The organism is Pseudoalteromonas sp. MMG022, assembly GCF_021654245.1.
Lineage (GTDB): Bacteria > Pseudomonadota > Gammaproteobacteria > Enterobacterales > Alteromonadaceae > Pseudoalteromonas > Pseudoalteromonas amylolytica.
On sequence record NZ_JAKFZQ010000021.1, the window covers coordinates 32495 to 47487 of the forward strand.

Sequence of the window (14993 nt, forward strand, 5' to 3'; positions counted from 1 at the left end):
ATTTATCCAACCGCTATATGGTTGGCTGTTAGCCAACCTCGCTAACTAGCTGTTATTTAAGTTAACATTGTGATTTTATATACTCAACCTCATCTCTGCCAACAACACCTGTACCATTGGCCGCTTGATTAAACTTCTCAGAAAAACACATCGCTCTGCGATTGCTATATTCACCTAACTGTGTACAGTCTTGGCCATGCATAGGGTCATAAGCTCGATATCCTTCTCTGACGCCCCATAACACTTTGAAGTTCAAGTAACAGCTTTGATACCAATAACCAATCAGCTCTTGCTTGGTCGAATCTGCATAATACTCGATACTGATAATGCCCGATGGCGCTGCAAGTGAAGCAGTTGAAGCCACGCCTAAAGATAATACCGCTGTTTGTAATAGTTTTTTTAAATTAAACATTGATGAGTTCCTTTATTTATTATTTATATGAATCGATGATAATCACCATTCGTTTCAATAAACCTCATATCGTTTGGGTTTATCTGCGAAACAAAGTACTCACGCAAAGCGTTTATCGTCCTATTAAATGTCTATTAATTTAAAAAAATAGAATTTTGATAGATACAGTGGCGCTCAAAAATCCAAGAAAATATGGATAATCTTTTGATTTAAATACTTACTTATTTCCAAAAAGAGATTACCGAACACAAGGTGTATTTCACAATAAAACCGTAGCTGATTAAGATGAGTCACCAAACAAGCCACGGTAATTTACGCAGGTAGTTTCATTGCCAACAAAAAAGCGCAGATAATTGCATAATCATCTGCGCTTAACGGATATTTCTTTGTTATGTGTGATAAACGACTCAGTTCAGTAGCTTAGCCATTGCACTGATAAGCATATCAACATCATCTCGCGTCACATCTTTATGGGTGACAAAACGCATGCCTTGGTAACCTGGGGTGATGATGATCCCTTGCTCCTTTAACGCAGCACTGATAGCAAAAATATCAACCTTTTCATCAATATCCACCAGCACAATATTGGTATGCACAGCGTAATTTTGAGTATCGAAGCCCGGTAAAGTATTTAGCTGGTGCGCCAAATACTGTGCGTTTTCATGATCTTCGGTCAATCTACTCACATTGTGGGTCAGCGCATAATAGCCAGCAGCGGCCAAAATACCCGCCTGGCGCATGCCACCACCGAGCATTTTACGTAATCGTCGTGCCTTTTTGATGAAAACTTCATCACCAAGTAACAATGAACCAACGGGCGCGCCTAATCCTTTTGATAGGCACACCGTCATCGAGTCAAAGTACTGAGAAATTTCCTTAATATCCACATTAAGGGCCACCGCAGCGTTGTAGACTCTAGCACCGTCTAAGTGCAATGCCAGTTGATGCTTATGAGTAAAAGCACGCGCTTGCTTTAAGTATGCAAGGCTCAACACTTTTCCACCTATGGTGTTCTCTAGGCTTAACAAACGGGTTCGAGCAAAATGACTATCATCAGGTTTAATTGCGCTGGCCAGTTTGTTAAAACATAAGCTACCGTCAGGCTCGTTCTCTATAGGTTGTGGTTGCACCGAGCCGAGCACTGCGGCACCGCCCGCTTCGTATCGATAGTTATGGGCACTTTGACCGCACAAGTATTCATCTCCACGCTCACAATGACTCAAAATACCTAATAAATTCGCCTGTGTGCCAGAGCTGACAAACAAGCTTGCCCCAAAACCATGGCGCTTAGCGGCCCATTGCTGTAGCTCATTGACCGTTGGGTCGTCGCCGTATACATCATCACCTACTTCTGCATTGCTCATAAGCAGGCGCATTTGCTGGCAAGGTTGGGTCACCGTATCAGAACGAAAATCTATCATATCGTTGTTATCCTTAATCCTGCTGTTTATACACAACGCCATTTTTCATCACAAAAGCAACCTTGCTGAGTGCTTTGATATCTTTTTCCGGATCTGCTTCAAGCGCAATAATATCTGCAAACTTGCCAACTTCTAGACTGCCCAAGTGTTTTTCCTGTCCAAGCAACTTTGCCGCGGTGCGGGTTGCACTGACCAAGACCTCTTTAGGCGTCATACCGTATTTCACCATAAGTCTGGCCTCATACGCATTATTTCCGTGGCGTGATACGCCTGAGTCTGTGCCAAACGCAATATTTACTTTATTTTCTAAGGCGCTGCGAAACGCTTTTTCCATTTTCGGCGCAACTTGACGTACCTTATCAGCAACCGCTTTAGGCATGTTCGGGTTGCTCAACACTTCCTCAGAAACCGTGTGGCCTGCAAGCAGCGTGGGCACCAAATAAGCATCGTGTTTTTTAAACAACTTAATTGACTCATCGTCTAGATATGAGCCATGTTCTATTGAATCTACACCCGCACGCAGTGCTGCATTAATTCCTCCAGTACCATGAGCATGTGCCGCTACTTTACGGCCAAGGTTGTGCGCTGCGTTAACAATAGCTGTCAGCTCATCATCGGTAAGCTGCTGATTTACACCCGCAGCAGTATTGCTTAACACCCCGCCTGTTGCGGTGATCTTAATCACATCGGCACCATGTTTAATCACATCACGCACCGCTCGTTGACAATCATCCGCACCATCACACACACCTAGGCTGTAGTTCACTGTTTGTGTCACATCGTGTCGGTAACCATGCACATCAGCGTGTCCACCGGTTGGCGTCACCGCATTACCTGCGGCGAAAATTCTTGGTCCAACGATGGTTTGTGCTTCAACAGCGCGTTTTAACGGAAAGATCACTTTATAGTTAGAACCCAAATCTCGCACCGACGTAAAACCCGCATCCAAGGTACGCTTTAAATAAGGAATTGAATGCAGCGCGTAATCTGCGTCTTCTTTCGTTAGCCAATTATGAGGATTCGCATCTTTGTCACGCTCAAAAGTCACATGCACATGCATATCTATCATGCCTGGCATCACATAATGGTTTTTCAAATCATATACAGGCACATCAGCCAAACCGAGCGTATTCAATGAGCGATAACCATCATGAATGGCTGCAACCTTACCATCTTCCAGAACCAATGTTTGCTCACGTAACGCGCCCTGCTCGGGTTTAACCAGTACTTTACCAGCATGAATAACGCCATCTACCTGAGCAAAGGCAGTAAAACTCAAAGCCAAAGTTGCCGTGAGTACAGCTATGTTTGTTGTTGTTTTCATTACTTTCTCCCTTGTCATTTATACTACCAATATCATATTGCTCAGCAGCTATGACTGCATTTGCGGTTAGTGACCAAAAGCGCTGGTCAAGCTACGACTGCTAAGTTGAGGCGCTTGCAACTTCACATAAGCGCCTCAACTGTTCAATAAATGTTCGTGCTCCCAGCCCTAAACGATCCTCATCTTGAAAAACTAAGTATAGTGAACTGGTGCGCTTTGCGTTGTGCGTCAAAGGTAGGCGCTTTAACACGCCCTGCTCTAATTCTTCTTTTATAGAACTTACTGGCAACCAAGCGAACCCTAGCCCGTTACTGATCATATCTATCGACGTACGTAAATGACTCACCGTCCAACGCTGATGAGCACCAAGCCAACCAGAGTCAGAGCGCTTTGTATGCGCAGAATCTCTCAGCACGATTTGGCGACAAGACTTTAGGTCCTCTAGCGTTAACTCTCTTTTTAACAAGTGCAACGAATGTGTAGGGCTGGCAACCGCAGCAAACTCAACCTGACACAAGTGTTCATTAAAGCCATTGGGCAGATGAATGGGTGAAATCGCAATATCAGCTTGGTTATTTTCAATCAGTTCATGAGCCCCCGAGAGGATCGATTCGATCAGCTCAATACGCAGTAAAGGATACTTTTGTGATGTGGCTTCCAACGCCTGATACAAAACCTGCTGAGCAAAGACCTCATCAACCGCAATTCGTAGAGAAGCTTCTACACCTAGTGCTAAGGTATGACCGACCGCCTCAACCTTTTCAGCTTCATCTAGCAAGTAGTTAGCTCGGCGCAGCAGCATTTCTCCTGCTGCTGTTAATTTGGTTTTTCTGCCATCAACGCTAAAAACCTTCACATCTAAAGATTGCTCAATTTTAGCCACCGCGCTGTGGATACTCGATTGGCTCTTGTGAATTTGTGCCGCCGCTTGGTTGAACCCGCCATGCTCTGCCACCATCCGAAACATCCGCCATTGTTCAAGCGTGATTCTTAACATACTCAGCTGCTTTCCTGTCATTTATAAGCCATTACTCAATAAGTAAAGCATATCACTTTGAAGGTAAAAACGTTTTTCTTCGTTTACCCAAAAACACACAGGTGAAAAAATTTGAAAATACCGCTTTACCTCAAGTTAGGTTGAGCTTTTAGACTGCGCTAAGTTTCAAAAAGGAGTACATAATATGTCTAATAGTGTTATTTTATTTTCAAGTGCTAACCAAACAGGTAATACTTACCGACTCGTCACCCAAGTGTTAGAAAAGCTACCAAGTGAGCGCGTGCGATTTATCGAAATAGATAAGCTCACATTTAGCGATTACAATTACGATAACAACTATCCTCAAGATGACTTTTATACGATTGCACAGACTCTTGATTGGGCTGACAACATTATTTTTGCCTCTCCTGTCTATTGGCATGGTGTCACATCAAACATGAAACGTCTGATTGACCGTATGACCGAACTCACTGAAAACTTAAGCGTAAAGCCAATTGGTAAAGGACTGAAGAACAAGCGTGGCTTTGTGCTGACCACATCAGCACAGAATCACCCTTGTGAGATTTTTGCCGGATTTTTTGAGCGTTTGTTTCATTATTTTGATATCAAACATACGGGATTGGTCCACGCTCCATGCACAAACGGGTTCAAGGTTGACCCAGATGAAGTGGCTCATTTGCTAGCACAACTCCAAGCGCCTCATATCAAGCACAATGGCATGCAACGGACAGAGATCTGACTAAACCGCAGCAGCGCCTGAGTCAAACAATGACCATATGACTGTGTTTTTGAGATTTTAAAAAATATATAGCGCCTCTACGATCTACACATTCACCGTAAATGCGCTTTACTAAAACCATTTAACCCAGTAGTTTGATACCTGAAAATTCTTGATTAGCCGATATAAGGATAGCAACATGGCACACTCTCCACTTTCACTGAGCTGCCAATGTAAAAAGGTCAAGGCATCTGTTGTACCAATCTCACCCAAGGTGGCCAATCATCTGATATGTTATTGCAGTGATTGTCAGCAGTTTGCCCACGCACTTAAACGCGCAGATGATGTTTTAAATACATATGGTGGAACTGAAATTGTGCAGGTGCCCATTTCACACTTCAATATCCTTGAGGGTGAGGAGCACATTGCGTGTTTAAAACTCAGCGAAAAGGGCTTACACCGTTGGTATGCCAAGTGTTGTAATACGCCCATTGGTAATACCCTGACTGCTGGCTGGCCGTTTATTGGCGTGATCCGCAGCTTTATTAATGATCCGTCGCTGGATGAAAAAGCAGGCGCGATCAAGGGCTCTGTACATTTAAAAGATGCCACTGGGTTAGTACCTGACGACCTACTGGGAGCACAAGGTCATAAACGCTTAGTACTCGCCACTTTGGTTAAATTAGCCACTTGGAAGGTCCAACAAAAACACGCCCCCAACTGCTTTTTTAAACCAGATGGTACACCTATAGTTACACCACACATTCAAGCACACTAATCTGTGTGCTTGATACTCAATGGCTGATCCTTCACACCGGCATAAAAAACCAAGATCTCAACGGATTCATCCCCTTCATTTTTACCTTTGTGCCATTTGTTGACCAGCTCAATAATTGGGTCGCCAGGGCCTAGGTGTAATACTTTGCCATCTTCTGATGTCACCGTTAGCTTGCCCTTCAACATGACGCCTGCGTTGATCATCGGATGTTTGTGTTGCACCACTGTTGCTCCTGCGGGGATGACCACTTTTACAATGGTCACCTCTGGTTGGCCTTTAGGGTACTTTGGCAGCTGGCTGCCATCCCAGCTTTGTGTGCTTTTTGCTACAACACTGAATGAAACCTCTTTACCTTGCTCTGGCGTACTAGATTCTGCCCCCACAACGCCACTTGCTAACATAGCCGTTGCTACTACCACCTTATTCAACGCACTTATCATGCTTACACACCTATTTTATTGAAAGACTTAACTTTCTATAAGCATATCGCAATCTCAGTGTGTGCAACACATGGCCGCTGCAAATGTGACGTATCTTTTTAAATAAAAAACTAAAAAAGCCCTTTACCTAAAGTTAACTTGAGGTTTTAAAGTTACCTCAACACATCACAGGAGGAACTTATGAACGATATTAACCGAGCGTTGAGTAAAACTTTTCTCGACAAGTTCTTTGAGCTTTTGACAAATACAATGAAAAATAAATAGGAGCGAACTATGCGTTTAGAACATGTGAATTTAGTGATTACAGATATGGAACAATCTTTGCGTTTTTATCAAGCCGCATTTCCTCATTGGCATGTCCGCAGCCAAGGCCACGGCGAGTGGTATGGAAAAGCACGCCACTGGTTACATTTTGGCGATGACTACAACTACATTGCCTTTAGCGATCATGGCGAAGGTGAAAATCGTCAATTAGCAGGCCACCAGACCGGTCTTGGTCACTTTGCCTTTGTGGTGAATAACCTCAGCGCACTTATCGATAGAATGGAACAAGCAGGGTATCAAGTCGATAAAGGCAGCCGTGATAACCCATACCGCCACAATGTGTATTTTATCGACCCAGACGGCTTTGAAGTTGAGTTTGTAGAATACTTTAGCGATCTACCTCACGAGCGTAATAACGATGATTAACCAAGATGTGTATAGTCATATCGAACAAGCGCTTGGGAATGGGCCAAGCGCAAACCTTTAACGGTTATCTGGTGGCACATGTGAATTAACCTACTGCACTGAGCAATATATTTCTTTAAAGCTTTGGGTAATAAGCAACGACACTTCATTGACCTTCGCTTTTATTTTAACGGTGTAACCTGTATAACAAACCAAACTCACCCCGTAAGCTGTGACATTTTTTGCGATTGAGCTGCACGGACAACCATGGAAGTTAGAAAAACATGTTAGAAATAAGACCAAATTGCGAGTGCTGTGATAAAGACTTACCAGCAGATTCATCTGAGGCGATGATCTGTACTTACGAATGTACGTTTTGCAAACAGTGTGTGGACGAAATATTAGAAAATGTCTGCCCTAATTGTGGCGGTGGTTTTTCACCAAGGCCCATTAGACCTAAAGTGGCAAGGCGCACTGGATTAAGTATTGATCACCAACCCCCCTCGACAAAAAGAGTACACACAAAATACACTTTGCAGGAGCTAAAAGAGTTTGCCGCGACTGCAAAACATATTTCACCTGAGGATCGATGAGCTGGCTAAGCGCGCATCAAGTAACCGCATTGGTGCCACAGGCAAACGTTCAAATAACAGTAATCAAACGCAAGACATAGCACCGATTGCGTGAAGCGGTTAAAGCGTCGGATGGCGCTTCGCTTATACCAACCTACTTCGCTTTAATAGAAAATCTTTACCAACAATATCTTTAGTATGAACAAGAGTAAGCTAAAAAGGCAGTATGAATATGTTCATATTAAAAAGCGCATCAAAATGCGCTTTTAGCTTTAATTTCCCCCGCTGTAGGTCGGCGGGGGAGAAAATTGTTGCGTTTGTTGGCGTACAGGAAGATCTGGCGAGCCAGAGTTCATGCCACCTAGGACCTTTTTCAATTGTTTAATTTTGAGCTCTGTCATAATTCAATTCCCTCGACTCTGCTTTTAATGAATATGTTATAAAACATCCACACAAGAGAAACTGAATAAGCAAAATAATATTGTCTCGACAGTATAGCTTGAAGTATGCATTATCTAGCCAATAGTACTTGTAAGCTAATACTTCAAGCCAAGTGATCACATTAGCTAAAACTGATAAAGCTACTACTAAGATAATAACGCATTCTTGTGCAGAAAGTTTTTGTTTTTTATAGACTTGATGGTAAAAATCTAAACCTGTTTTGCTATAAAGAAACAACGCTAAGTCCCTACGATAAAGGATAGGAAATATAAAAACAATATTAATTAAGGCTTCAAATATGTAGTAATGTGTATTCCATTGAATAGTAATGGGAAACGAGGCTGAGCTAAACAAAACAACAAAAAAATAAGAAAGCAGAAACCAGCGTGCAGTAGGCACTTTCCAGCTAAATACCAATCCTAGCGCGACAATGAGTGGAAACAGATAATCTACAATCGTATAAATATCATACATGTGATTTATTCCTTTTCTTGTTCTTCAATAGGTACATCTTGAATATTTGAGTTTTTGAAATCAAACACATTGCTCAAGTCTTTACCAAAAATTAAAAATAGCTCAAAAAGTTGGGTACATGTCATCTCGGTTTTACCCGACTCGTAATTGCTAATACTTGCTTGATCCACTCCGAGCTTCTTCCCTAGCTGCTCTTGTGTCCACTTTTTTTCGAGCCTCATCTGCCTTATTGAACGTTGAACGTACAGCTTGAAATTGTTTGTTTTGTCCTTTCTGCCCCTGTTAATCACACACTTGTACCCTCATCCTTATTCCATACGCGCAATTTATCAGCCAAGTAACCATGCGGCAACCATTTGTTAACAAATAAAGCTTAAAATGAGCATTTCATGAAGATTTTTATATAACTCCGTGTTTGCGAAAATATAAAAGAAGAACTTTGGAAAGGTCTTAAAAGTGTGCCTTGTTGATCAAATCAGGTCATGAACCTCAAACTCGGGTTTTCGCCCTTGAGGCTGATATTCAGGCAGACCTAGCCTATTCATGGTGTTGTTTATCGCCTTCACTTTAACTATGGCTTTTATGTTCTGATTGTTAGAACCTCGCTCCATTTGAGCGCAATAAAGGGTTATTTATCCCACACGCCCAGCTCACATTGACCCTGTACTGTAATCCAAATGCCACAGGTATTGAGCATTATAGTTTTGGTTATAAAAATGAATGGCGCTCTGATGTTGAAGTGGGTATGTGGCGTATAGACATTCCGACAAACAGAGGTTTCGATGAACAAGGAAGAATAGATACTATTGGTATCGGCGGTGACAACGTGTCTTTCGTTTACTTTGGACACATTTGTGATCAAGATCTGATCTCAAGTAACCCATCATAACAATATGAGGGCTTCTACATATAGAAGCCCTTACTCCTATCAATATTTACTCGCTTTGCTACTCAATTGCTGTGAAATATTCTCGTGCAACTTCATCCAGTTGCTCTCATAACCCCACTCTTTTTTAAAATGCTCGTCGCTCTTTGAGCTGTCTAGTATGTCTTTAAGATCAAAAATTTGTGAAAAATTGTCTTCATTCACGTCATACTTGGCCCAGCCGCGCACTTCCATATCTATATATTTCAAGTAGCTAGACTTAAAATCATTGGCAGCGGCAACAAACTCATCGTTACTATTGAGTGCTTTTTCAACCAATGTTCGCTCATCATCTGTTAGCGAACCAGTAACGTGTAATTCACCGGATTCCGTGATCGCAATGCCCCAGTCCGTATTCGCTAGCTGTGGAAGCTGCTTATGTAAATCTGACATGATCCCTTCGAACTGTTTTGACATCTTGTTGACTGACTGAGAAAGCGTACCACTTGGCGTGTATAAGTGCACGGTCGCAAGGGCGATATCATCCAACGCCTTATCAAGGCTTTTTGTCACCGCTTCTTCATTCGATGATATGGAAACAGGCCTATCATACGTTGGTTTTGGGTCTTGTAACGAGTCTTGATGATAAACATCTGTAGGTAGAGTCTTGATGTTATTCAATTTCTCGGCTTTATCATGCTGAGATAGTTCGAGATTATTTTGGCTAGAAAGCGCCACGTGCTGCGCAGCGCTCATTACATTGCTATTAACTTTCATACTTTTCCTTGTACGTTATTGTGCTCACCTGTTATCGACGAGTTTTATCATTCCTTGAGCGAGCGCTATACCAATGATGCTTACAAACCACGATATAATCTCGCTCCATTTGAGCGCAGCAAAGGGTTATTTATCCCACACGCCCGGCTCGCATTTGCCCTGTACTTTAACTAATGCGGGGTCAAATTCTGGCTCTTTAGCTTGCTTGCGCTGGTCGTGATAGTCTTTGCTGAGCGCCACAACAGTTGGGGTCAGTTGTATGATGGCAAAAATATTCACCAACGTCATCAAGCCCAAAGCCATATCGGCAAGGCTCCACACCTCTTTGAGCGTTGCTGTTGCGCCCCACAGCATCATGCCTAAATACATCGCGGTATAGATGCTGCGTCCAAGTTTATTGTCGAGCTTAAATAGGTGTAGGTTACTTTCTGCATAAGCAAAATTGGCCACCACCGAGGTAAAGGCAAACAAGGTGATCGCTGCGGCAACAAAATACACGCCCCCTTGTGCTAAGTGCGCCGTCATCGCGCTTTGCGTCAGTCGGATCCCTTCCATTTCTCCACTGATATCCACATCGGCCAGCAAAATAATCACCGCGGTACAACTACACAACACAATAGTGTCAAAAAACACACCGAGCATTTGAATATAACCTTGAGTAACTGGGTGATTAGGCACTGGGCTTGCTGCGCCTGATGCGTGCGGCACACTACCGGCCCCTGCTTCATTGGAATATAAGCCGCGCTGAATACCATTTTTAATCGCAGCGCCCATCGCTCCTGCGCCTGCTTCTTGCAAGCCAAAAGCACTGAGCATAATGTCTTTGATCATCGCTGGTACTTCAGCGTAGTTGATGAGTGTGATAAGCAACGCCGCTGAGACAAATACGATTCCCATCACGGGCACCACCCGCTCGGCAAAACGGGCAATGGCCTTAAACCCGCCCATAATGATGGAACCTGCTAGCACCGTGATCACAATACCCGAGTATAGCGGTGGTACGTCAAAAGCAAACGACAGCGCATCGGTGATGGTGTTGGTTTGCATGGCGCTAAAGCTAAAGCCATAGCCTAAGAACAAACAAATGGCGAAAACGACGGCCAACCAGCGTTTGTTGAGTCCTAGCTGAATATAATAAGCAGGGCCACCACGAAACTCCCCTTGGCTATCGCGTACCTTATAAACCTGACCGAGCACGCTCTCAGCAAAGCCCGTCGCCATGCCTAAGATCGCAATCACCCACATCCAAAAAATAGCGCCACTACCACCTAGCGAAATGGCCACGGCCACCCCAGCCAAATTACCCGTACCAACGCGAGCAGACAATCCGGTGCACAATGCTTGAAAAGAGCTTACCTCTTGGTCACTTGCTTGAGAGCTGCCTTTTAGAAGCGTAAACATGTGAGTAAACTGGCGCAATTGAATGAGCCCTAGTCGAGTTGAAAACCACACACCTGCAAAGAGCAGAATATATATCAGTAGTTGTCCCTCTCCCCACAATAGGGCGTTAACACTGCCAATCACTTCACTCACCATAGTAGACTCCTGTTGTGCACCACTGTGTGCTTTGTTGTTATTATCTTTTTTGCAAATGTACACCACCGAGCATACAGCGGATTGAGCCGCCTGCCGATTCCAGCGTTGGTATTGCCATTGGCAAAAGTTTAGCTGAGCGCTCAATCATGGCTTTTTGTTCTTGAGTAAGCGCAGCAAATGCCGTTTGTGAGAGCGCGAGCAAACGCCCGTCACGACCTTGCAACTCCAACGCATTACCGCAAAACTGTGCGATTTGCTCGAGTGTGAGTGCAATGACTACTTTATTTTGCTGTGCAAAACGCTGCTCTAACACTGCTCGTTGCTCTTTTGGCACCATATCCAAACAGATCATGACAAACTCGCTGGCAACACACATCAACACGTTGGTGTGATAAACCGCCACCCCTTGCGCGTCATAGGCGTTAAATACCTCGCTCTCATAGCCAATTTGCTTACAAACCTGTGCCACCAACTTAGCACATGTACGTTTTGACTCAACCGCATAAACCACTTTGTGAGGATGATCCATCACCATGGAACCTGTTCCCTCTAAAAACAGCTCACTCTCAGCAAGGCGGCTTAAGTCTGTAACTGATTCAACCTGATATTGCTTGTGAAACAGCTCTATCACATCCAAGCGGCGCTCCATGCGGCGATTGGGTGCATACATGGGATAAATGAGTAATTGCCCATCAGCGTGTGTGGAAAACCAGTTATTGGGGAATACGGAATCGGGTGTCAGCTTGGTTTTATCTTCAAACAAGTGCACCGTCACGCCCGCATCCGACAATGTCTGCGCCACATTAGTGACTTCTTGATAAGCACGTAGGCTGACATGCTGGCTGTCGGCAATAACTTGATAGGCGTTGTCTTGCATCGTTTGCGGGTTAGATACAAAGTGGTGAGGGCGAACCATCACCACCGCATTGGGCGTTTGTTTTGGTTTCATACGGCGACCTGTACTGCTGGGTTTGCTTGTAACACGGAAAATAAATCACGAGGGTCGTCTTGTTGAGTGATTAAGTCAAGTCGTGTTGAAGCCTGTTTACCTATTAATTCATTAACATAGTTTAAAGCGCTAAAATCCTCCAGCGCAAACCCTACACCATCGAAAATCGTCAGTTGTTGCTCATCCACTCGCCCATGGACCTTGCCATTAACTAATTGATGAAACTCAGTGACGGCAAAAGTCTCTTCAAGCTGTTGAATATCCCCTTCAATACGCGTTTGAGGTTCGTATTCCACAAATACTTGCGCACGTTTTAGCAAATCCGCATCCAGTTCAGTTTTACCGGGGCAATCACCACCGATGGCGTTAATGTGTACACCATCGCCCACCATATCCGATGTTAAGATAGTGGCATTGCGCTTGTCGGCGGTACAGGTTGTGATCACCTGAGCCCCTTTGATGGCCTCTGTGGCACTGCTGCAAATATCTACTGTTAAGCCGCTGCCTGCTAGATTCTTCTTCACTTTGTGAGATGCGTTAACATCAATATCAAACAAACGAATATGCGTCACGCCTAGCAATGCTTTAAAGGCAAGCGCTTGAAATTCAGACTGAGCACCATTGCCAATCAATGCCAGCGTGCGAGTATTTTTAGGTGCCAAGTACTTGGCCACCAGCGCAGAGGTGGCCGCGGTGCGAAGTGCAGTCAGTAGGCACATTTCACAGAGCAAAATTGGATAGCCTGTATCCACATCGGCAAGCACAGCAAAGGCCGCGACGGTTTGCAATCCAACATGGGTGTTTTTCGGATGTCCGTTCACATATTTACAGCTAAAGAACTCACCGTCACTAATTGGCATTAGCTCAATCACGCCCGACTCGGAGTGTGAGGCATAGCGTGCCGATTTATCGAACTGCTGCCATCTGGCAAAATCCTGCTCTAAACGCACGCTAAGTTCAGTTAAAAATGTCTCTATTCCAACTTTGTTAATCAGCGAACGCATTGTGCCCACGTCCACCAAAGGTACACCTTGCTTAAGATGAGAAATAAACGGCTGCATAGCCCCTCCAAAAGTGTTGTCATAATGTCAGGGTTACTATAGCCAGCCAATTAAACAGTTAAAATGTCAAAAAATTATACAAATTGAACTATTTTTTATCATTTTCAATAAGACTATTGTGCAAAATGTTAGTTATTGCTATTTTTCCCTTATCGTCATTCTTTTTGTCAAAGCCATGCAACCTTACCTTTACGACTCGTTAGACAAAGCACTGATTGGCGCACTGCGCAAAGACGGTCGCGCGTCCATCTCCACACTGGCTGATTTACTTAAGGTCTCACGCGGGACAATTCAAAACCGATTAGACCGGTTAATAAGCAGTGGGGCGATTTTAGGTTTTACGGTTAGAGTGCACGAAGAAATAGACAGTGATTCAGTGCGTGCGATTATGATGATTGAAGTGACGGGTCAATCAACCTCACAAGTTATCCAAAAGCTAAAAGGCATCCCTGAGCTTGTGAGAATACATACCACCAATGGCGCGTGGGACCTCATCGCAGAAATCAAAGCGGCCAATTTGACCGCTTTTGATGGGGTACTACGTGAAGTGCGAACCATTCATGGCATTTTAAACAGTGAAACCAGCATTATGCTCTCCACCACCTAACCCTACTTTAGTTCGCCTTGGCAAGTTGCTTGGTATAACAAATAATCACCAGCAAATTGGCAATAAACCACAAGTCTTTTATCACAAACTGCCCAAGCCCCCCGAGCACAGTCTGAGCGCTAAAGGCCCCTTGCGCCGACAATAAAAACGTTTGTGTCATGACAAACACCGATCCACAGCCAAGTATTCCGGCCCAGAGTATATTTGGTCGTTTAAGCCACAGCCCAAGCCCCAATAATGAGGCAAAAAACACGTCAAACACACCAATAATATTGGATGCCTGCTGCACAGAAAATACATCGTACAACCAAGACATAAAAGGCGATGTGCTTACCAAAGATACAATGCCCTTGGCTTCAAATTCAAAAAACTTTAAGCCACCAATCCAATACAACACCATTGCAACGCTCAGGTAGTTCAGCCAAGCCAATTGTTTTAAAGAATAACGTTTGTATAAATAAATACTTAATACCAGCGGTATAAGCGCAGCATATTTTATGATCCCCTGCCCCGAACCAAGAATAGGAAAGCCCCCTAAATCCTGAAGATAACGACTTGGACTTAGCAAAGTAAGCAAGGCTACCACAGCAATAAATAGCAGTGCCCCCGCAGTGATGAGGTTTGATTTAGCCTCCCTTGCCAGCGCCCCCATCACCGCCGTCGCCATCATTACACCTCCGGTGATTAGCCCCATAGTTTGGGGGGATAACATTGACTCCAAACGGTAAAAGTCCAACAAAATAGCCATACCCTTGGTGTTGCCATCCAACATGAACGACACACCCAACAACAGCAAACTCAATGCTAAACATGTCTTAATCGCGCAATTTTCATACTTATCTAACATATCTTTCTCTTATAAGTTTCAGATATGGCACTAGACCGCCAACCGAGAACTTTTAATTCATAGATAACAAGCTTTAGTACGCCTTGGGGCAAATGCCAATAGTGA

General features: G+C 43.9%; 18 protein-coding genes. 6 read left to right on the top strand and 12 right to left on the bottom strand.

Annotation, left to right across the window (positions count from 1 at the left end; genetic code table 11):
* Positions 1-61: 61 nt before the first annotated feature.
* The 4 genes from L1070_RS16550 to L1070_RS16565 all read right to left on the bottom strand — a co-directional run bounded on the left by L1070_RS16550 (position 62) and on the right by L1070_RS16565 (position 4154).
* Positions 62-412, bottom strand: coding sequence for a hypothetical protein (locus L1070_RS16550; protein ID WP_237126373.1), 351 nt, complete (start codon positions 410-412; stop codon positions 62-64).
* Between the two features lie 407 nt (positions 413-819).
* Positions 820-1833, bottom strand: a complete 1014-nt coding sequence (gene ltaE, locus L1070_RS16555) for a low-specificity L-threonine aldolase (RefSeq protein ID WP_237126374.1) — start codon at positions 1831-1833, stop codon at positions 820-822.
* A gap of 13 nt (positions 1834-1846) precedes the next feature.
* Positions 1847-3157: an amidohydrolase family protein gene (locus L1070_RS16560; protein WP_237126375.1), complete on the bottom strand. Its 1311-nt coding sequence runs from the start codon at positions 3155-3157 to the stop codon at positions 1847-1849.
* Between the two features lie 100 nt (positions 3158-3257).
* Complete coding sequence (locus L1070_RS16565; protein WP_237126417.1) at positions 3258-4154, bottom strand: LysR family transcriptional regulator; 897 nt, start codon at positions 4152-4154, stop codon at positions 3258-3260.
* 184 nt (positions 4155-4338) lie between these two features.
* Between L1070_RS16565 and L1070_RS16570 the strand changes: the two genes are divergently transcribed.
* Both L1070_RS16570 and L1070_RS16575 read left to right on the top strand, forming a co-directional pair.
* Complete coding sequence (locus L1070_RS16570) at positions 4339-4893, top strand: NAD(P)H-dependent oxidoreductase (protein WP_237126376.1); 555 nt, start codon at positions 4339-4341, stop codon at positions 4891-4893.
* A gap of 178 nt (positions 4894-5071) precedes the next feature.
* Positions 5072-5650 carry a DUF6151 family protein gene (locus tag L1070_RS16575; protein ID WP_237126377.1) on the top strand — a complete coding sequence of 193 codons (579 nt, stop codon included), beginning with the start codon at positions 5072-5074 and terminating at the stop codon, positions 5648-5650.
* Here L1070_RS16575 and L1070_RS16580 read toward each other — a convergent pair.
* On the bottom strand, positions 5647-6090 hold the full coding sequence (locus L1070_RS16580; RefSeq protein ID WP_237126378.1) for a cupin domain-containing protein: 444 nt from the start codon (positions 6088-6090) through the stop codon (positions 5647-5649). The genes L1070_RS16575 and L1070_RS16580 overlap by 4 nt on opposite strands.
* Before the next feature lie 273 nt (positions 6091-6363).
* Between L1070_RS16580 and L1070_RS16585 the strand changes: the two genes are divergently transcribed.
* A complete protein-coding gene (locus L1070_RS16585; protein ID WP_237126379.1) occupies positions 6364-6780 on the top strand; it encodes a VOC family protein in 417 nt (138 codons plus the stop codon).
* 263 nt (positions 6781-7043) lie between these two features.
* Positions 7044-7352 (top strand): DUF1272 domain-containing protein, encoded by a 309-nt coding sequence (locus L1070_RS16590; RefSeq protein ID WP_237126380.1) that lies wholly within the window; start codon positions 7044-7046, stop codon positions 7350-7352.
* A gap of 360 nt (positions 7353-7712) precedes the next feature.
* On the opposite strand, the gene L1070_RS16595 is transcribed toward L1070_RS16590, so the two are convergent.
* Entirely contained in the window at positions 7713-8246 is a 534-nt protein-coding gene (locus L1070_RS16595; protein ID WP_237126381.1) for a hypothetical protein, read from the bottom strand.
* Between the two features lie 5 nt (positions 8247-8251).
* Positions 8252-8467 (bottom strand): helix-turn-helix transcriptional regulator, encoded by a 216-nt coding sequence (locus L1070_RS16600; protein ID WP_237126382.1) that lies wholly within the window; start codon positions 8465-8467, stop codon positions 8252-8254.
* 434 nt (positions 8468-8901) lie between these two features.
* Between L1070_RS16600 and L1070_RS16605 the strand changes: the two genes are divergently transcribed.
* Positions 8902-9135: a hypothetical protein gene (locus L1070_RS16605; RefSeq protein WP_237126383.1), complete on the top strand. Its 234-nt coding sequence runs from the start codon at positions 8902-8904 to the stop codon at positions 9133-9135.
* A gap of 39 nt (positions 9136-9174) precedes the next feature.
* Here L1070_RS16605 and L1070_RS16610 read toward each other — a convergent pair whose 3' ends face one another.
* The 4 genes from L1070_RS16610 to L1070_RS16625 form a co-directional block, all read right to left on the bottom strand.
* Positions 9175-9888 carry a hypothetical protein gene (locus L1070_RS16610; protein ID WP_237126384.1) on the bottom strand — a complete coding sequence of 238 codons (714 nt, stop codon included), beginning with the start codon at positions 9886-9888 and terminating at the stop codon, positions 9175-9177.
* 126 nt (positions 9889-10014) lie between these two features.
* Complete coding sequence (locus L1070_RS16615; RefSeq protein ID WP_237126385.1) at positions 10015-11424, bottom strand: alanine/glycine:cation symporter family protein; 1410 nt, start codon at positions 11422-11424, stop codon at positions 10015-10017.
* A 40-nt stretch (positions 11425-11464) separates the two neighbouring features.
* A complete protein-coding gene (locus tag L1070_RS16620; RefSeq protein ID WP_237126386.1) occupies positions 11465-12373 on the bottom strand; it encodes an arginine deiminase-related protein in 909 nt (302 codons plus the stop codon).
* The gene (locus L1070_RS16625) at positions 12370-13434 is read right to left on the bottom strand and encodes an ornithine cyclodeaminase (RefSeq protein ID WP_275423307.1); all 1065 of its coding nucleotides are present in this window, start codon (positions 13432-13434) and stop codon (positions 12370-12372) included. Before L1070_RS16625 ends, L1070_RS16620 begins: the two co-directional genes overlap by 4 nt.
* Positions 13435-13609: 175 nt before the next feature.
* Between L1070_RS16625 and L1070_RS16630 the strand changes: the two genes are divergently transcribed.
* Positions 13610-14041 carry an Lrp/AsnC family transcriptional regulator gene (locus L1070_RS16630; RefSeq protein WP_070983612.1) on the top strand — a complete coding sequence of 144 codons (432 nt, stop codon included), beginning with the start codon at positions 13610-13612 and terminating at the stop codon, positions 14039-14041.
* Positions 14042-14048: 7 nt separating this feature from the next.
* On the opposite strand, the gene L1070_RS16635 is transcribed toward L1070_RS16630, so the two are convergent.
* Positions 14049-14888: a DUF417 family protein gene (locus L1070_RS16635; protein WP_237126388.1), complete on the bottom strand. Its 840-nt coding sequence runs from the start codon at positions 14886-14888 to the stop codon at positions 14049-14051.
* Between the last annotated feature and the right edge of the window lie 105 nt (positions 14889-14993).